This is a genomic window from Pseudoxanthomonas suwonensis J47 (genome assembly GCF_000513955.1).
Taxonomy (GTDB): domain Bacteria; phylum Pseudomonadota; class Gammaproteobacteria; order Xanthomonadales; family Xanthomonadaceae; genus Pseudoxanthomonas; species Pseudoxanthomonas suwonensis_C.
In genome coordinates, this window is the sequence record NZ_AZUZ01000006.1 from 1 (window position 1) to 18,345 (window position 18,345).

16 protein-coding genes are annotated in these 18,345 nt (G+C 70.1%); 3 read left to right on the forward strand and 13 right to left on the reverse strand.

What is annotated here, in order from left to right:
- Positions 1–215: 215 nt before the first annotated feature.
- The 9 genes from M503_RS0101355 to ndk form a co-directional block, all read right to left on the reverse strand.
- Entirely contained in the window at positions 216–1,439 is a 1,224-nt protein-coding gene (locus tag M503_RS0101355; RefSeq protein ID WP_028919461.1) for a molybdopterin molybdotransferase MoeA, read from the reverse strand.
- A 22-nt stretch (positions 1,440–1,461) separates the two neighbouring features.
- Positions 1,462–2,052, reverse strand: coding sequence for an NTP transferase domain-containing protein (locus tag M503_RS0101360; RefSeq protein ID WP_028919462.1), 591 nt, complete (start codon positions 2,050–2,052; stop codon positions 1,462–1,464).
- A gap of 1 nt (position 2,053) precedes the next feature.
- Positions 2,054–3,451, reverse strand: a complete 1,398-nt coding sequence (gene der, locus M503_RS0101365) for a ribosome biogenesis GTPase Der (protein WP_028919463.1) — start codon at positions 3,449–3,451, stop codon at positions 2,054–2,056.
- Positions 3,452–3,478: 27 nt separating this feature from the next.
- Positions 3,479–4,675 carry an outer membrane protein assembly factor BamB gene (gene bamB / locus M503_RS0101370; RefSeq protein ID WP_028919464.1) on the reverse strand — a complete coding sequence of 399 codons (1,197 nt, stop codon included), beginning with the start codon at positions 4,673–4,675 and terminating at the stop codon, positions 3,479–3,481.
- A gap of 1 nt (position 4,676) precedes the next feature.
- Positions 4,677–5,303, reverse strand: coding sequence for a YfgM family protein (locus M503_RS0101375; protein WP_028919465.1), 627 nt, complete (start codon positions 5,301–5,303; stop codon positions 4,677–4,679).
- A gap of 74 nt (positions 5,304–5,377) precedes the next feature.
- Positions 5,378–6,217: a helix-turn-helix domain-containing protein gene (locus tag M503_RS0101380; RefSeq protein WP_028919466.1), complete on the reverse strand. Its 840-nt coding sequence runs from the start codon at positions 6,215–6,217 to the stop codon at positions 5,378–5,380.
- Positions 6,214–7,005, reverse strand: coding sequence for a type IV pilus biogenesis/stability protein PilW (gene pilW / locus M503_RS0101385; RefSeq protein WP_024867956.1), 792 nt, complete (start codon positions 7,003–7,005; stop codon positions 6,214–6,216). The genes M503_RS0101380 and pilW overlap by 4 nt, the downstream gene beginning before the upstream one ends.
- Positions 7,006–7,018: 13 nt before the next feature.
- Positions 7,019–8,221 carry a 23S rRNA (adenine(2503)-C(2))-methyltransferase RlmN gene (gene rlmN, locus M503_RS0101390; protein WP_155951946.1) on the reverse strand — a complete coding sequence of 401 codons (1,203 nt, stop codon included), beginning with the start codon at positions 8,219–8,221 and terminating at the stop codon, positions 7,019–7,021.
- Between the two features lie 45 nt (positions 8,222–8,266).
- Positions 8,267–8,692, reverse strand: coding sequence for a nucleoside-diphosphate kinase (gene ndk / locus M503_RS0101395; protein ID WP_024867958.1), 426 nt, complete (start codon positions 8,690–8,692; stop codon positions 8,267–8,269).
- A gap of 231 nt (positions 8,693–8,923) precedes the next feature.
- Between ndk and M503_RS0101400 the strand changes: the two genes are divergently transcribed.
- The 3 genes from M503_RS0101400 (at position 8,924) to M503_RS0101410 (ending at position 13,300) form a co-directional block, all read left to right on the forward strand.
- On the forward strand, positions 8,924–9,553 hold the full coding sequence (locus M503_RS0101400) for a TetR/AcrR family transcriptional regulator (RefSeq protein ID WP_028919468.1): 630 nt from the start codon (positions 8,924–8,926) through the stop codon (positions 9,551–9,553).
- A 27-nt stretch (positions 9,554–9,580) separates the two neighbouring features.
- The gene (locus M503_RS0101405; protein WP_028919469.1) at positions 9,581–11,953 is read left to right on the forward strand and encodes a 3-hydroxyacyl-CoA dehydrogenase/enoyl-CoA hydratase family protein; all 2,373 of its coding nucleotides are present in this window, start codon (positions 9,581–9,583) and stop codon (positions 11,951–11,953) included.
- A 141-nt stretch (positions 11,954–12,094) separates the two neighbouring features.
- Positions 12,095–13,300 (forward strand): acetyl-CoA C-acyltransferase, encoded by a 1,206-nt coding sequence (locus M503_RS0101410; RefSeq protein WP_028919470.1) that lies wholly within the window; start codon positions 12,095–12,097, stop codon positions 13,298–13,300.
- A gap of 78 nt (positions 13,301–13,378) precedes the next feature.
- Here the strand turns inward: M503_RS0101410 and galU are convergent, their stop codons facing one another.
- From galU to lapB, 4 genes are read right to left on the reverse strand one after another with little or no spacing between them, the layout of a single operon-like run.
- Entirely contained in the window at positions 13,379–14,272 is an 894-nt protein-coding gene (gene galU, locus M503_RS0101415) for a UTP--glucose-1-phosphate uridylyltransferase GalU (protein ID WP_028919471.1), read from the reverse strand.
- Positions 14,269–16,182, reverse strand: coding sequence for a polysaccharide biosynthesis protein (locus tag M503_RS0101420; RefSeq protein ID WP_028919472.1), 1,914 nt, complete (start codon positions 16,180–16,182; stop codon positions 14,269–14,271). Before M503_RS0101420 ends, galU begins: the two co-directional genes overlap by 4 nt.
- On the reverse strand, positions 16,179–17,165 hold the full coding sequence (locus tag M503_RS0101425) for an MraY family glycosyltransferase (protein WP_037060151.1): 987 nt from the start codon (positions 17,163–17,165) through the stop codon (positions 16,179–16,181). The genes M503_RS0101420 and M503_RS0101425 overlap by 4 nt, the downstream gene beginning before the upstream one ends.
- Positions 17,165–18,343, reverse strand: a complete 1,179-nt coding sequence (lapB, locus tag M503_RS0101430) for a lipopolysaccharide assembly protein LapB (protein ID WP_028919474.1) — start codon at positions 18,341–18,343, stop codon at positions 17,165–17,167. Before lapB ends, M503_RS0101425 begins: the two co-directional genes overlap by 1 nt.
- Positions 18,344–18,345: the final 2 nt, after the last annotated feature.

The following is an 18,345-nucleotide window of genomic DNA, read 5'->3' on the forward strand; positions in this document are numbered from 1 at the left end:
GCAGTACGAGCGGTGAGCCTGCTTGCGCGTGGCGACGCGCCAGTCCTCGCTAGCGCCTGTGTTCAGTCCCGGCGCGGACGCGGAACCGCGCGATGCGCCATACCCCTGTGCTGCCGCGGCTCCGTCCGGAGCCGACGCAACCTACGCTGTTGCTGTTGCTGTTGCTGTTGCTATTGCCGTGGCCGTTCCGGCCCACCCGGCAACCGCAACGAACACTACAAAGGCAGCACCTCGACCAGGTCCCCCGTCGCGTAATCGCGGGCCCCCTCCTCCAGCACGATCAGCACGTCGCTGTCGGCGGCGCCGCGCAGGCGGTGGGAACCGTCGGCGGGATTCGGGTAGACCCGCAGCACCGCATCGTCGGACTGGCCCAGGCGACCGCGCAGGAACTCCGCCCGCTCGTGCGCCTTGCGCCACGGCGCCGCCAGCCGCGCACGCCAGCGCGGCCGCGGCTCGCTGCGACCCTGCAGCCTGTCCAGCAGCACCCGCCCGAACACCGTGAACGTCGCCAGCGTCGACACCGGATTGCCCGGCAACGCCAGTACCAGCGCCCGCTCCGCCTCCCCGAACAGCAGCGGCATGCCCGGCCGCATCCGCACCTTCCAGAAATGGATCCGCCCGCGCGACTGCAGCCAGCGCGGCAGATGGTCCTTCTCCCCCGCCGAGACCCCACCGCAGGTCAGCACCACGTCGAAGCTGTCCACCGCATCGCCCAGCACCGCCTCGATCCGCGCCGGATCGTCCGGCAGCGTCGGCCACGCCACCGGCTCCAGCCCTAGCGCGCGCAGCTGCGCCATCAGCAGGTCCCGGTTGCTGTTGTAGACCTGCCCCGGCTGCAGCGGCATGCCCGGCTCGACCAGCTCGTCGCCGCTGGCGAACACCGCCACCGTCGGCCGCGCCACCACCGGCAGCCGGTCGATGCCCAGCGACGCGGCCAGCCCCACGCGCGCCGGCGTCAGCATCTGCCCCGCCTGCAGCACCTCGTCGCCCTCGGCCACGTCCTCCGCGCGCAGGCGCACATGCGCGCCGGGCTTGAGGCCCGCCGGCACGACCACGCGATCGCCCTCGACCGTCGCGTTCTCCCTGATCAGCACCGTGTCCGCGCCCTGCGGCATCGGCGCGCCGGTGGTGATGCGCACGCACTCGCCCGCGGCCACGACCAGGCCAGCGTCGAGTCCCGCGAACTGCTCGCCCACCAGGCGCAGCGTGGTCGGCGCGTCGGCCGACAGGTCGGCGTGGCGCAGCGCGAAGCCGTCCATCGCGCTGTTGTCGAAGGCCGGCAGCGGCGACGGCGCGGTCACGCCGGAAGCCAGCACGCGGCCGTCGGCGCGACCGGTGGCCACGGGTTCCACCGGCAGGCGGCGCGCGCTGGCGACCGCGCGCACGATCTCCAGCGCCTCGGCCAGGCTGATCCGGGTCGGGAATGCTTCTGTGCTCATCGGCGGCTCCGTTGCAGGCTGCTCACGGCAGCGCGATGCGCGCCACGGCCAGGTCCTGCGGGGTGTTGAGATTGCCGAAGCGTACGCCGGCGAAGCGCACGCGTGGCAGCTCCAGCCGTTCCTGCAACCGGCGCGGCGCCAGTTCGCCGGCGGCGATCGCCTCTGTGAGCGCGGTACGCAGCGGTGCCACGCGGTACAGCGCGACCAGTGGCTGCAACGCGTCGTCGTCTTCCGCCACCGCGCCGGCAGCGGAGGCGCCGCTGGCCAGCGTGCGCACCAGGCAGTCGTTCACGTCGAACAGGTCCACCGGCAGGGTCAGCAGCCATGGCGTGGTGCACGCGGCGGCCAGCGCCTCGATCCCTGCCAGCGGCCCACTGTCCGCCGGCAGGCGGTCGGGCACGGCCTGCAGCCCGGCTTCGGCATAGCGCTGCAGGTCGCGGTTGGCGCTGACCAGCACCGGGCCGGTCTCGCCGGGGAAACGGCGGGCGAAGCGCAGCACCTGCGGGATCCCGTCGCGCTGCAGCCAGGCCTTGTCGACGCCGCCGAGGCGGCTGCCGCGGCCGCCGGCCAGCAGGCCCAAGGTCAGCGCATCGGCGGCGAACACCGCCGCCATCTCACTTGCGCTTGACGTGGCGCATGAGCCGGCGCTTGCGCGCGACCTGGCGGTCGGTCAGCTCGTTCTTCTTCCCTTCGTAGGGATTGGCGCCTTCGCGGAACAGCATGCGCACCGGCGTGCCGACCAGCTTGAAGCGCTTGCGGAAGAAGTTTTCCAGGTAGCGCTTGTACGCCTCCGGCAGATCCTTCAGGCGCGTGCCGTGGACGACGAAGGTCGGCGGGTTCTCGCCGCCCGGATGCACGTAGCGCAGCTTGGCGACGTGGCCGCGCACGCTCGGCGGCGGGTTGGTCTCGTACGCGATCTCCAGCGCCTTGTTCACCTCGCTGGTGCTGAAGGTGCGGATCGCCGAGGCGTGGGCGCGGTGGACCGCGCGGAACAGCTCGCGCAGGCCCGAGCCGTGCTTTGCCGAGATGCGCACCGACTCGGCCCAGGGCACGAACGAGAGCTTGCGCGACAGCAGCGCCTCGGCCTGCTCGCGCTGGTAGGTGGTCAGGCCGTCCCACTTGTTGACCGCAATCACCAGGGCGCGGCCGGCGTCGAGCACCGCGCCGAGCACGGTGGCGTCCTGGTCGGTCACGCCCTCGGTGGCGTCGAGCATCAGCACCGCGACCTGGCAGCGCTCGATCGCCTGCATGGTCTTGACCACACTGAACTTCTCGACCGCCTCCTCGACCTTGCCGCGGCGGCGGATGCCGGCGGTGTCGATCAGCCGGTAGAGCTTGCCGTCGCGTTCCAGGTCCGCCGCGATCGAATCGCGGGTGGTGCCGGGGACTTCGGAGGCGATCATCCGCTCCTCGCCCAGCAGGCGGTTCACCAGGGTCGACTTGCCCACGTTGGGGCGGCCGACGAAGGCGATGCGCAGGCGGTCCGGATCGTTGTCCAGCTCCTCGCCGCTGCCCTCTTCCGGCAGGCGATCGAGGACCTCGGCGTGCAGGTCGTCCAGGCCCTGGCGGTGGGCGGCGGACACGGCCAGCATGTCGGCGAAGCCGTAGCGGGCGAACTCGCCGCGCACCGCTTCCTCGAAGGTGCCGTCGATCTTGTTGACGACCAGCAGCGTCGGCCGCGCCAGCTTGCGCAGCCAGGCCAGGATCTCGTCGTCCAGCGCCGAGGTCCCCTCGCGGCCGTCGACCACGAACAGGATCAGGTCGGCCTCGGCCGCCGCGGCGCGGGCCTGCCGCGCGGTCGCGCCGGCCAGGCCTTCTTCCTCGCCGGCGATGCCGCCGGTATCGACCAGCAGGAACGGCCGGTCGGGGTCCAGCCGGCACACGCCGTAATGGCGGTCGCGGGTGACCCCGGGTTCGTCGTGGACCAGCGCGTCGCGGCTGCGGGTCAGCGCATTGAAAAGAGTCGACTTGCCGACGTTCGGCCGTCCGACCAGGGCAACCAGCGGCAACATGGCGCGATCCCTGCCTGCATCCGTCCGTCAGTCCAGACGGAAAGCGGTCAGCCCGCCTTCGACGTTCTGCACCACGAGGATTCCATCGGCCACCTGCGGCTGGCCCTTTACCGCCTTGCCACCGACGCGCTCGCGCGCGGCGAACTGGCCGTCGGCCAGGCCCAGCCAGTGCACGTAGCCGTCGTAGTCGGCGACCACGGCGTAATCGCCGTGCACCGCCGGGCCGGTCAGCGAGCGGCGCGCCAGCGCCGGCTGCGACCACAGCGCCGCGCCGCTGTACTTGTCGAGCATGTACACGGTGCCCGCCGGGCTGGACAGCAGCAGGCCGGACGGCGCCGCGGCCATGCCGCCGATGCCGCCGTGCTCGCTCTGCCACATCGGCCGGCCGCTGGGGCCGTCGATGGCGATGGTGCGGTTCTTGAAGCTGCTGGCGAACAGCTGGGTCCCGTCGATCAGCGGCGCGCTGTCCACGTCGGACATGCGCTCCAGCTCGGTGCGGCCCTCGCCGGTGCCGACCATCTGCTCCCACAGTACGCGGCCGTCCTGCAGCGCGATCGCGGTCAGGGTGCCATCGTCGTTGCCCGAGAACAGTACCCCCGGGCCGTAGGCCAGCGGCGCGTTGCCGCGCACGGTCAGCGGCGGCAGCTCGTGCTCGCTGAACCAGCGGCGCTCGCCGCTGGAGGCATCGAAGGTCGAGATGCGGCCGTCGTTGCTGCGCACGATGACCAGGCCCTGGACCACCAGCGGGGCCACGATAACCTCGCTGGTCACCTTGGCGCGCCAGCGCTCGCTGCCGTTGGCGGCATCCAGCGCGATGACTTCGCCGCCCAGGCCGCCGACCACGACCAGGCCCTCGCCCACGCCGGGGCCACCGGCCAGGCGCAGGCCTTCCTTCTTGTCGGCCTTGAAGCGCCACGCTTCCTTGCCGGTGTGCAGGTCCAGCGCGGTGACCGTGCCTTCGGCGGCGGCCGCGTACACGCGACCATCGGCCAGCGCCGGGGTCTGGCGCGCGCCGATGCGCTGCTCGCCGTCGCCGAGGTTGGCCGACCAGATCTTGCGCGGCTTGATCGTGGCCTGGAAATCGACCAGCTCGGCCGGTTCGGCCGCCTTCTTGGCCTCCGCGTCCTTGCCGGCGAACCAGCCCTTCATGGTCGAGCAGCCGGACAGCGCAAGCGCCAGCAGGCCGGCGCCGGCAACGGCGCGGATCGTGTTACTGGTCAGCATGTCAGGTCGCCTCCGCCGGCTCGGGCACCTGGCCGCCGGTTTCCTGGAGCTTGAGTTCGATGCGGCGACGGGCCGGCGAGGCCACGTCGGTGCCGGTCAGCGCTTCGGCGTAGGCGTCGCGCGCCTCGTCGCGCTTGCCGGCGGCCAGCAGCGCGTCGCCGCGCAGTTCCAGCGCGGTGCTGCCGGTGTCGCCTTCCAGCTGCTTCAGCGCCTCGTCCGGCTTGCCGGCAGCGGTATACAGCTGGGCCAGGCGCTCGTCGACCACGGCCTGCAGGGCCGGATCGGCGTGGATGCCACTCAGCGTGGCGATGGCTTCGTCGATCTTGCCGGCCTCGACCTGGGCCTTGGCCACGCGCAGCGCGGCGAGGGTCGCGTAGGTGCCCTCCTGCCCGGCCAGCAGCTCGCCGGCCTTCTCGGTCTGCCCGGCTTCCAGCTGCTTCATCGCCTCGGCGTAGGCGGCGTGCGCCTGCTGCTGCTGTTGCGCCTGGTGGCGGCCCCACCACTGCCAGCCATAGATCGCGGCGATGCCCAGGGCCAGGCCGCCCAGGATGCCCAGTGCGTTGTTGCGGAGCCAGGCGCGAACGCGTTCGCCCTGTTCGTGCTCGTCCAGCAGGTCGTCGATTGCCATGCAGTTCCCTGCCCCGCGCGGTGGCCGGCGGGGGCTTGCGTGTTGCCTTGTGGTGGAGCGCCGGCCGCGCCGGCTTATTCGGCAGCGGTGACGGAACCGTCAGAGGATACCGCAAAGCGGGCGACGTTCGCCCGCTGGTACGGCGTCAGGTCCACGATACTGCCGGATTGCTGAACACGTACCACCGAGGCATTGCCCAGCACCACGCTGCCCACCGCGGCCGGATCGAGGCGGCGGCTCTCGCCGGCGCGCATCAGGCCCTGCTCCACCACGCGGCCGTCGCGGCCACTCACCTGCATCCAGCTTTCGCCGCTGAATTCGAGCTGGAGGACGTCGTCGCCCACCGGGGCGGCGGCGGCACGGCCCACGGCCGGCGCCAGCGAGGCCATGTACGGGCCGCTGGTTTCCGGCTGCGCCGGCGGCGGCGCCGGCAGGCTGGACTGGGCCGGCACGTCGGCGACCAGCGCCGGCGGCACCGCGTCCAGCGAAGCGGTCGCCGGCGGGGCCTCGGTGAGGTGCGAACGGGTGGCCAGCCAGACCGGCACGGCGATGGCGATCGTGATGACGCCATAGACCATGCGCCGGCCCATGTTCTCTACCCAGCGCTGGTAGCGCGGGGTGTGCGCATGGCTGACCAGCTCCAACGGCACGGCCGGGGCCACGGTGGTCTCCAGGAACGGCTCGATGTCGATGCCGAGCAGCTTCGCGTAGCTGCGCAGCTGGCCGCGCACGAACACCGTCGCGCCGATCACTTCCCAGCGCCCTTCCTCGAGCGCCTCCACCACGTGCAGCGGCATGCGCAGGCGCGACGCCACTTCCGGCAGGCCCAGCCCGGCCGCCTCCCGAGCCTCGCGCAGGCGCGCACCACAACCAAGCGCATCACCCAGGATGTTCGCGCTGGAATCGTGCATCACTGTGGATCTTCCCCGGTCTTTGCAGTCGCGGCCTCCGGGAACTCCGCCCTGAGCCGCTGTTGGTACCGACTGGCGGCCGCCCTGTCGCCAAGCCTTTCTTCGATCCTGGCCGCGAGTTGTAACACGGATGCGTCGGCCGGCCCAGCGGCCAGTCTACGTTCCGCGAACGCACGCGCCTCGAAGTAGTTCCCCTGGCCATATTGATACTCGGCCATGCTGGCCAATGCATGGATATTCCGGGGTTCGATTTCCAGAGCGCGACGCAGGTCACGTTCGGCACGCTCGCGCTGCCCCGTTCGCAGGGCGCAGCTGCCGGCATTGGCCAGGGCCGAGCCGGGGGTGCGGTAGCCCGGCGAGGCCAGCGCCCGGTCGAACCAGACCAGCGCCTCGGCCGGGTAGCCGTTGGCGCACAGCCAGGCGCCGTAGTTGTTGAGCACGTCGCCCCGCTCCGGGGCCAGCTCGGCGGCGCGGCGGTAGTGCTGGCCGGCCACCGCGGCATTGCCCTTGCGGCTCTCGATCGCGCCCAGCAGCGTATAGGCGTCGACCGCCGACGGGTCCAGCTTCAGGGCCTTGCGCACCTGCGCCTCGGCCGCGTCGAACTCGCCGCCGGCGAAGCGCTGCCCCGCCAGGCCCAGCAGCTCGACCACCTGGACCCGGCGCTTCGTATCCGGGCCGTCCTGCAGTCTGTAGGTCGGGGCGACCTGCTCGGTGCCCTTGATCTTCGGAGGTTTGACCTTCGCCGGCCTGGCGCACGCTGCGGCCAGCAGCGCGACGGCGATGGCGACCAGCAGCAGCCGCGGCTCAGGCCGCATGGCCATCCATGTGCCCGGGATCCTGGCGCTCGAGCTGGCGCCGGAACTCGGCCTGGCGCCGGGTGCGGTCCATGACCTGGCCCTTGAGCTGGCCGCAGGCCGCGTCGATGTCGTCGCCGCGGGTGCGGCGGACCATGGTCAGCACCTGCGAATCGAGCAGGATCTTCTGGAAGGCGCGGATGGTCGCCTCGTCGGAGCGCTCGTAGCGGGTGCCGGGGAACGGGTTGAACGGGATCAGGTTGACCTTGCCCGAATCGCGCGCCTGCACCGCGTTGTCGAACTGGCGCATCAGCTTCGCCAGCTGGCGGGCGTGCTCGGGCTGGTCGTTGACGCCCTTCATCAGGGTGTACTCGAAGGTGACCGACTCGCGCTTCTTGTTGGCGCGCAGGTAGCGCGCGCAGGAGGCCATCAGCTCGGCGATCGGGTACCTCCTGTTGAGCGGGACCAGGGTTTCGCGCAGCGCATCGTTCGGCGCATGCAGCGAGACGGCCAGCGAGACGTCGCTCTCCACCGAGAGCCGGTCGATCATCGGCACCAGGCCGGAGGTCGACAGGGTCACGCGCTTGTTGGCCAGGCCGTAGCCCAGGTCGTCGCGCATGATGCTCATCGCGCGCACGACGTTGTCGAAATTCATCAGCGGCTCGCCCATGCCCATCATCACCACGTTGGTGAGGCGGCGCTGCTGGTGCGGCACGTTGCCCAGGTGGCGCGCAGCGACCCACACCTGGCCGATGATCTCGGCGGTGGTCAGGTTGCGGTTGAAGCCCTGGGTGGCGGTCGAACAGAAGGTGCAGTTCAGCCCGCAGCCGACCTGGGAGGACACGCACAGCGTGCCGCGGCCCTTGTCGGGGATGTACACGGTCTCGATGGCGTTCTTGCCATCGGCGCCCATCGCCAGCAGCCACTTGTGGGTGCCGTCGGCGGAGGGCTTGTCGAACACGACGTTGGGGACGACGACCTCGGCATGCGCATGCAGCTTGGCACGCAGCGCCTTGCCGAGGTCGGTCATCTGGTCGAAGTCGGTGACGTAGCGGTGGTGGATCCACTTCATCACCTGGTGGGCGCGGAACTTCTGCTCGCCGAGGACCTCGACGAAGAAGCGCTCGAGCCCGGCACGGTCCAGCTCGAGCAGGTTCTGGCGCGCGGCCACGGGCGCGGCGATCGGCTCGCCGGTGGTGGTCACGCTGGGGATCTGCGGGAGTGCGGACACGTGCTTCGACCTTCTACTTCAACGCGCTCAGCGCGAAACGACTTCGGTGGCGGCGAAGAAGTAGGCCACTTCGATCGCGGCGTTCTCGACCGAGTCCGAACCGTGGGCGGCATTGGCGTCGATCGACTCGGCGAAGTCGGCGCGGATGGTGCCCGGCGCGGCTTCCTTCGGGTTGGTGGCGCCCAGCAGCTCGCGGTGCTTCAGCACGGCGTTCTCGCCTTCCAGGACCTGGATCATCACCGGGCCGGAGATCATGAACTCGACCAGCGCGTTGAAGAACGGACGCTCGCGGTGCACGGCGTAGAAGCCCTCGGCCTCGCGGCGCGACAGCTGCTTGTACTTGGCGGCCACGACCTTCAGGCCGGCCTTCTCGAAGCGGGAGTAGATTTCGCCGATGACGTTCTTGGCGACGGCATCGGGCTTGATGATCGAAAGGGTGCGCTCCAGCGCCATTGTCTGTGTTCTCTGGTGAAGGACGAGGATTCCGGACCAGGACGGCCCGAGGTTAGCACGAAAAACCCGCGTCGGGACGCGGGCTTAGCTTCAAATGCGTAGCGCAATTCTAACATCGCGGCGGCCCGGGGTGCAGGCCTCCCGGGCGACCGTAAATGCTGCATTGCAAAATGACCCGGCCGGGGCGCGGGCCTAGGATTAAAACAATCGTTTGATCTACTGGATCCACCAATGGCCCGGGCCGCGCACTTCTCCACCAAGGACCGGATCCTCGGCGCCGCCGAGGAACTGTTTGCCCAGCACGGCTTCGCCGCGACCTCGCTGCGCCAGGTCACCAGCCTGGCGGCCGTCAACATCGCTGCGGTCAACTACCACTTCGGCTCCAAGGAAAACCTGGTCAACGAGGTCTTCCGCCGGCGCATGGACGGCATGACCGCCGCCCGCCTCGAGCAGCTGGAAACCGCCCTGCGCGAGCATCCGGGCGAGCTGGAACCGATCCTCGCCGCGTTCATCGAGCCGGCGCTGGCCCTGGCCCAGGACCGAAACGGCGGCGCCTCCTTCGTCCGGGTGATCGCCCGGGCCTACGCCGAGCACAACGAGAGCCTGCGCAAGTTCCTGTCCGACCACTACGGCCACGTCCTGCGCGAGTTCGGCAAGGCGCTGCACGCCTGCCTGCCGCAGCTGGACAAGGAAACCCTGTACTGGCGTCTGGATTTCCTCGCCGGCGCCCTGACCTATGCCATGTCCGATTTCGGTTTGATCAAACGCCCGGCCAGCGCCAGCGAGGCTGCCCATCGGGCGAGAGCCGCCCGCGAACTCATCCGTTTCGCCGCCGCCGGGCTCCAGGCTCCGGCGAAGTAATCATTCACAATCAACAGGTTGCCAGACATGTCTGAGAAACTGCTTGTACGTCGCGCCGCCGTGCTCGGTGCCGGCGTCATGGGCGCCCAGATCGCCGCCCACCTCACCAATGCCGGTGTTGACACCGTCCTGTTCGACCTCGCCGCCAAGGAGGGCCCGGCCGACGGCGTGGTCCTCAAGGCCATCGCCAACCTGGGCAAGCTCAGCCCCGCCCCGCTGGCCAGCAAAAAGCTGGCCGAGGCGATCACACCGGCCAACTACGACACCGGCCTGGAGCAGCTGCGCGACTGCGACCTGATCATCGAGGCCATCGCCGAACGTATGGACTGGAAGCAGGATCTCTACAGGAAGATCGCTCCGTTCGTGAACGACACCGCGGTGCTGGCGTCCAACACCTCCGGCCTGGGCATCAACGCCCTGGCCGGCGTGTTGCCGGAGCAGCTGCGCCACCGCTTCTGCGGCGTGCACTTCTTCAACCCGCCGCGCTACATGCACCTGGCCGAGCTGATCCCGGCCGACACCACCGACAAGGCGGTGCTGGAGGGCCTGGAGACCTTCCTGACCACCAACCTCGGCAAGGGCGTGGTCTACGCCAAGGACACCCCGAACTTCATCGGCAACCGCATCGGCGTGTTCTCGATCCTGTCGGTGATCCACCACACCCGCCAGTTCGGCCTGGGCTTCGACGAAGTCGACGCGCTGACCGGCCCGCTGGTCGGTCGCCCGAAGTCGGCGACCTACCGCACCTCCGACGTGGTCGGCCTGGACACCATGGCCCACGTCATCAAGACCATGGCCGACACCCTGCCGCAGGATCCGTGGCACAGGTATTTCCAGTCGCCCGACTGGCTGCAGGCGCTGATCGCCAAGGGCGCGCTGGGCCAGAAGGCCGGCGCCGGCATCTTCCGCAAGGTCGGCAAGGACATCGTCGTCCTCGACCTGGAGAAGCAGGACTACCGCCCGGCCGACCGCAAGGCCGCCGACGAGGTCGTCGAAATCCTCAAGACCAGGAACCCGGCCGAGAAGTTCGCGAAGCTTCGCGAGAGCCAGCACCCGCAGGCGCAGTTCCTGTGGGCCGCGTTCCGCGACCTTTTCCACTACAGCGCCTACCACCTGGCGGACATCGCCGACACCGCGCGCGACGTGGACCTGGCCATCCGCTGGGGCTACGGCTGGTCCCTGGGCCCGTTCGAGACCTGGCAGGCTGCCGGCTGGAAGCAGGTGGCGCAGTGGATCGCCGACGACATCGCCGCCGGCAAGGCCATGAGCGACGCCCCGCTGCCGGCGTGGGTGCTCGACGGCCGCGAGGGCGTGCATGCCGCCGAAGGCAGCTACAGCCCGGCCAGCAATACCCTCGTGCCGCGCTCCTCGCTGGCGGTGTACAAGCGCCAGCGCTTCCCGGATCCGCTGCTGGGCGAGAAGTTCGACCAGGGCACGACGGTCTACGAGAACGAAGGCGTGCGCATGTGGCACGACGGCGACGCCATCGCCGTGGTCTCGTTCAAGACCAAGATGAACACCGTCTCCGACCACGTGCTTAACGGCCTGCAGGAAGCGATCTCGATCGCCGAGCGCGACTTCGAGGGCCTGGTGATCTGGCAGCAGAAGGAGCCCTTCTCCGCCGGCGCCGACCTGGCTGGCGCGCTGGGCCTGCTGCAGGCCGGCAAGGTCGACCAGTTCGAGGAGATGGTCGCCAACTTCCAGCGCACCAGCCAGCGCATCAAGTACGCGCTGGTCCCGGTGGTCGCGGCCGTGCGCGGCCTGGCCCTGGGCGGCGGCTGCGAGTTCCAGATGCACAGCGCCCGCACCGTGGCCCACCTGGAGAGCTACATCGGCCTGGTCGAGGCCGGCGTGGGCCTGCTGCCGGCCGGCGGCGGCCTGAAGGAACTGGCGGTGCGCGCCTCGCGCGCGGCCGGCCCGGGCGGCGACGTGTTCGCGGAGCTGAAGAAGACCTTCGAGACCGTGGCCATGGCCAAGGTGTCGACCTCGGCCGTCGAGGCCAAGGAGCTGGGCCTGCTGCGCCCGACCGACCGGATCGTGTTCAACGCCTACGAGCTGCTGCACGTGGCCAAGGCCGAGGCCCGCAACCTGGCGGAGGGTGGCTACCGCCCGCCGCTGCCGGAGCGCCGCATCCAGGTTGCCGGCGACGTCGGCATCGCCACGTTCCGCATGCTGCTGGTCAACATGCTCGAGGGCCGCTTCATCAGCCCGTACGACGACGAGATCGCGACCCGCATCGCGACCGTGGTCAGCGGCGGCGAGGTGGACCGCGGCTCGCTGGTCGACGAGGAGTGGCTGCTCAGGCTCGAACGCAGGCACTTCGTCGAGCTGGCGCAGCAGGAAAAGACCCAGGCGCGCATCGGCCACATGCTCAAGACGGGCAAGCCGCTGAGGAACTGAGATTCGTGATTCGGGATTGGGGATTCGCAAGAGCGCATCCCCAGCCAGGAAACCATTGATGCCGGCATGAAGGGTTCGATCCGGGGTCCGCTTTTGGACTCACGGATCACGAATCCCGAATCCCGGCTTTCGGAGAAAGCCATGACCAAGCAGATCCAGGACGCCTACATCGTCGCCGCCACCCGCACCCCGGTCGGCAAGGCGCCCAAGGGCGTGTTCCGCAATACCCGTCCCGATGACATGCTCGCCCACGTGCTCAAGGCCGTGGTCGCGCAGGCGCCGGGCATGGACGTCAACCGCATCGACGACGCCATCATCGGCTGCGCGATGCCCGAGGGCGAGCAGGGCATGAACGTGGCGCGCATCGGCGTGCTGCTGGCCGGCCTGCCCAACACCATCGCCGCGCAGACCATCAACCGCTTCTGCTCCTCGGGCCTGCAGGCCGTGGCCCTGGCCGCGGACCAGATCCGCCTGGGCAATGCCGACCTGATGCTGGCCGGCGGCACCGAGTCGATGTCGATGGTGCCGATGATGGGCAACAAGGTCGCCCTGTCGCCGTCGGTGTTCAAGGACGACCACGTCGCCATCGCCTATGGCATGGGCATCACCGCCGAGAAGGTCGCCGAAGAGTGGAAGGTCTCGCGCGAGGACCAGGACGCCTTCGCCCTCGCCTCGCACCAGAAGGCGCTGGCCGCGATCGCCGCCGGCGAGTTCAGGTCGGAGATCACCCCGTACGAAGTGGTCTCGCACGTGCCCGACCTGGCCGGCAATACCATCGCGCTGAAGAAGCGCCTGGTCGACACCGACGAAGGCCCGCGTCCGGACACCTCGCTCGAGGGCCTGGGCAAGCTGCGCCCGGTGTTCCGCAACGGCCAGTTCGGCGGCAGCGTCACCGCCGGCAACTCCTCCCAGATGAGCGACGGCGCCGGCGCGGTGCTGCTGGCCTCCGAGCAGGCGATCAAGGACTACGGCCTGACTCCCCTCGCCCGCTTCGTCAGCTTCTCGGTCGCCGGCGTGCGCCCGGAAGTGATGGGCATCGGCCCGATCGCCGCGATCCCGAAGGCGCTCAAGCAGGCCGGCCTCACCAAGGACCAGCTGGACTGGATCGAGCTCAACGAAGCCTTCGCCGCGCAGGCGCTGGCGGTGATCCGCGACAGCCAGCTGGACCCGTCCAAGGTCAACCCGCTGGGCGGCGCCATCGCCCTGGGCCACCCGCTGGGCGCGACCGGCGCCATCCGTACCGCCACCCTGGTCCACGGCCTGCGCCGCCGCCAGCAGAAGTACGGCATGGTCACCATGTGCATTGGCACCGGCATGGGCGCGGCGGGCATCTTCGAGGCGCTCTGAGGCCTCGCCCACCGCAGGAACGAAAACGGCGCCCGATGGGCGCCGTTCTCGTTTGCAGCTTCCGGATCCGGAGACCGGTCAGCTGCGCTTCTCGTCCAGCGCCGCGAGCATGGCCGCACGCGCGGCCGCGCCGTGCTTCGGGTGCTCCAGCGCGAAGTGCACGGTGGCCTGGATCAGGCCGATGTGCGCGCCGCAGTCGAAGCGACGGCCCTCGAAGTGGTAGGCGTCGATCTGGCCGCCGGCCTTGATCACCCCGGCGATCGCGTCGGTCAGCTGGATCTCGCCACCGGCGCCACGGCCGGTCTTCTCCAGCGCCTGGAAGATGCTGCCCGGCAGGATGTAGCGGCCGACCACGGCCAGGTTGCTCGGCGCGTCCTCGGGCTGCGGCTTCTCGACCATCGCCTCGATGCGGCCGCTGCGGCCCTTGAAGTCGCGGGTGGCGACGATGCCGTAGCTGGAAGTCTTCTCGTGCGGCACCTCTTCCACCGCGATCGCGCCGCCGCCGGTGCGCTCGGCCAGGTCGGCCATCTGCTTCAGGCAGCCATCGCCGCGGTTCCACATCAGGTCGTCCGGCAGCAGCACCGCGAAGGGCTCGTCGCCGACCACGTCCCTGGCGCAGAGCACCGCATGGCCCAGGCCCATCGCTTCGGGCTGGGTCACGAACACCACGCGGACGTGGTCGGGGAGCGGGTGGCGCACCTGCTCGAGCTGCTCGAGCTTGCCGCCCTGCTCGAGCTTGTGCTCGAGCTCGTAATGCTTGTCGAAATAGTCGGCGACCGCGTGCTTGTAGCGGTTGGTGACGAACACCAGGGTATCGCACCCGGCTTCGATCGCCTCGTCGACCGCGTACTGGATCAGCGGCCGGTCGATGATCGGCAGCATTTCCTTGGGTACGGTCTTGGTTGCGGGCAGGAACCGGGTTCCGAGGCCTGCAACGGGGAAAACTGCCTTCCTGATACGCCTCAACGTCATCTTGTGGATCTAGCCTCGCGAGCTGGGAAAGGGACCACGGTGGCACCGGCGTCGGCCTGGCTGGCCACTTCCGCGGGAACGAACTCGGGGATCACCTCACACAGTACCTGGCGCAGCGTCAGCTCGTCGTAACGGGCCACCGCCTCACGCATACGCTCCACCCCCGCGATGACGCGGTCGGCGGACAGTTCACGTTTCCCCGCCTCAAGTATCTTCGAATGCGAGGTCGGGCGGTAGTGTTCGTCGGCGTAGAACAGGGTCTCGTGCAGCTTCTCGCCGGGCCGCAGGCCGGTATACACGATGGCGATGTCCCTGCCCGGCTGCTTGCCGGCCAGGCGGATCATCTGCTCGGCGAGCAGCCGGATCGGCACCGGCTCGCCCATGTCCAGCGTGTAGATCGCGCCATGCGAACCGGAGGCCGCCGCCTGCACGATCAGCTGGCAGGCCTCGGGGATGGTCATGAAATAGCGGGTCACCTCCGGGTCGGTCACGGTCACCGGACCGCCCTTGCGGATCTGCTCGCGGAACAGCGGGACCACGCTGCCGGCCGAGTCGAGCACGTTGCCGAAACGCACGGTCACGAAGCGGGTGCCGCCGTCTTCCTCGTCCAGCGACTGGGCGATCATCTCGGCGAAGCGCTTGGTCGCGCCCAGCACGTTGGCCGGGTCGACCGCCTTGTCGGTGGAAATGAAGACGAAGGTCCCCACCCCGTTCTCGCGGCACAGCCGGGCCACGGTGTCGGTGGCGAGGATGTTGTTGCGCACGGCCTCGCGCATCTGCGCTTCCAGCAGCGGGACCTGCTTGTAGGCGGCGGCATGGAAGACCGCGTCGGGCTGGCCCAGGCGCAGCGCGTGCGCGGTCACCGCCGGATCGCCGCAGTCGCCGAGCACCGCTTCGATCTCGAGGTCGGGGAAGGCGCGGCGCAGGTCGCCATGGATGGTGATCAGGGCCAGTTCGTCGATCTCCAGCAGCACCAGGCGGCGCGCGCCATGGCGTGCGCACTGGCGGCACAGCTCCGAACCGATCGAGCCGCCGGCGCCGGTCACCATCACCGTGCGCCCGCCCAGCCAGCCGCGGATCAGCTTCCAGTCCGGGGTCACCGGCTTGCGCCCGAGCAGGTCCTCGATCGCCACTTCCTTCAGCTCGCCCGGCAGCGCCTGGCCTTCGAGCACGTCGCTCAACCGCGGCACCATCCGGAACGGCAGGCCGGTGCGCTCGCAGATCGCCATCACCCGCTGCATCGCCGCGGCGTCCAGCGACGGCATGGCGATGACCAGCATGCCGGCGGCGGTCTCGCGGGCCACCGTCGGCGCGTCCTCGAGGCGCCCGAGCACCGGCACGCCGTGCAGGCGGCTGCCGCGCAGGCGCAGCGAATCGTCGAGGAAACCGACCGGCTCGAACGCGCCGGAACGGCGCAGGTCGCGGACCAGCGACTCGCCGGCCTGGCCGGCGCCGAGGATCAGCACGCGGCGCGCGGCGAGGTTGCGCTGCCGCACATGGTGGTCCTTCCACACCCGGTACAGCAGGCGCGGCATGCCCAGCAGCACGGTGAGCGCAAACGGATAGACCACCAGCACCGTGCGCGGCACCGAGTCGAGCCGGTTGTACACGGCCAGGCCGACCACGATGACGACGAGGCCGACGACGCTGGCCTTGAAGATGTTCCAGAGGTCGGGGACGCTGGCGAAGCGCCACAGTCCGCGGTACAGGCCCACCTGCCAGAACACGATCGCCTGGGCAGCGAAGACCCAGGCGATGGACGGGGAAAACGACAGCAGGGGCCAGGCTTCGTGCCGGCTGGCGTAGCGCAGCACGTGCATCAGCTGCCAGCAGATGTATACCATCGCCAGGTCGTGGGTGACGACGGCAAGGCGGGTCAGGGTCGCGGCGGTTTTAGAGCCCGGGTTCATGCGTCCTCTCGACTGGGATTCCCTGGAGCCAGGCTCCTCCGGAGGACGGCCCAGCCCACGGCCGCCACGGCAACCCACAGTGCGACACCCTCCCCCCGGAGCGACGACGCGGCGTTGTCCAGAAACGCGGCAAGGATAATTGCGACAATGCTGAACGAGGCGTAGAGCATCGTCACAAACATATGACTCCGGCCTGACTGGACCCAGCGCTGGTACAGATGTGTGACGTGCGGCTCCCACCAGCGCTCGCCGCGCAGGGCCCGGCTGGCCAGGGTCATCGAGGCGTCGACCAGGAACGCCGACAGCGGAAGCAGCAGGAGCAAAGCCCCCTCCCCGCCCAGCTGTGGCCCGGCCGCGGCGGCCAGCGCGGCCAGGGCGTAACCCAGCGTGCCGCTGCCGACGTCGCCGAGGAAGATCCGGGCCCGGGGGAAGTTGAACGGCAGGAAAGCGGCCGTTGCGACGGCCAGGGCTAGCCCGGCAGCGGAGGTGCCGGGTGCCAGCCAGGCGAAGGCGGCCGCGGCCAGCATCGCCTGGCTCGCCGCCAGGCCATCGATGCCGTCCATGAAGTTCCAGACGTTGACCAGCACCGGGACCAGCGCCGCGCCCAGCAGCGCCCAGCCCCAGTGCGTGCCGCCGGCGAGCATGCCCCACCCCAGCGTGAGGCCGGCCAGGCATTGCACCACCAGGCGCAGCCATGGCGAAAGCGGACGGTGGTCGTCGACCCAGCCGATGCCGGCGACCAGCACCAGGCCGACCGCATAGCCGGCCAGCGGCGCCAGCGGTTTGCCGGTGGTGGCCAGCAGCACGCACCCGGCAAGCAGCGCGCAGGTGATGCCGATGCCGCCGCCGCGCGGCGTGGGCACCGAATGGCTGCGGCGCTCACCCGGCTGGTCGAACAGCTGGCGCCGGCGCGCGTAGGCCAGCGCGGCCCAGGTCGCCAGCGCGGCGACCAGTGCGTGCAGCCCCAGCCAGGGAGCCAGCATCAGACCACCGCGTAGTTCTGCAGCGGCTTGACCGTGCCCCACTCCTTGCAGCTGGGGCATTGCCAGTGGTGGGTGCGCGCACCGAAGCCGCAGCGCGTGCAGCGGTAGCTCGGGTTGCGGACCAGCAGCTGGTCGGTGATGTGCTTGAGGTCGTGCAGGGTCGCGGTGCTGTCGGCGCCCACCGCCAGGGTGAGGTCGATCAGCGCGGCCTCGCCGCGGACCGAAGGCCGGTCCTTGAGCTGGCGGCCGAGGTAGTCGCGCGCGGCCTTGGTGCCTTCCTGCGCCTCGATCAGGCGGGTCAGCGCCAGCACCGGGGCGATGCCGCGGTAGTGTTCGGTCATCTCGGCGAGGAACGCGCGCGCGCCGGCGGTGTCGCCGACCTGGCCGTAGCACGACAGCAGGCTCGGCAGGAACTCCGGCAGGTAGTCCGGATCGTGGCGCGCGGCGCGCTCGAAGGCGCGGATCGCCGCTTCCGGATTGCCCGAATCGGCCTCGATGCGACCCTCGAGAATGCCGGCGCGCACGCTGGTCGCGTCGGCCTGGTAGGCGCGGGCGATGGAGGCGCGCGCGGCGGCGAGGTCGCCGTTGGCGCGCTGGCGCTCGGCCAGTTCGCATTCGAACTGCGAGACCAGCTTGCCCATCGGCTCGCCGGTGACTTCCTCGTAGCGGGTGGCGTTGTCGATCGCCCGCTCCCAGTCGCGCTCGGCCTGGTAGATGCCGATCAGGTGCTTGAGCGCCTGCGGCGCGCGCTGGTCGATCTTGGCCAGGTCGGAGAACACGGTCTCGGCGCGGTCGAGCAGCCCGGACTTCATGTAGTCCTCGCCCAGCGCCAGCAGCGCCTGTACGCGCTGCGCGTCGGACAGGTCGTTGCGCTGGACCAGGCCCTGGTGCAGGCGGATCGCGCGGTCGACCTCGCCGCGGCGGCGGAACAGGTGGCCCAGCGCGACCTGGGTCTCGAAGGTTTCCTTGTCCAGCTCGGCGATGTGCAGGAACAGCTCGATCGCCTTGTCCGGCTGTTCGTTGAGCAGGTAGTTCAGGCCGCGGAAGTAGGTGCTGGACAGGCGGCTGACCTGGGTGTCGCCATGGCGCTGGCCACCGCGGCGGCCGACCACCCAGCCGGAAACGGCGGCCAGCGGCAGCAGCAGGAAGAACCAGAACCACTCGTTGAGGAATTCCATGG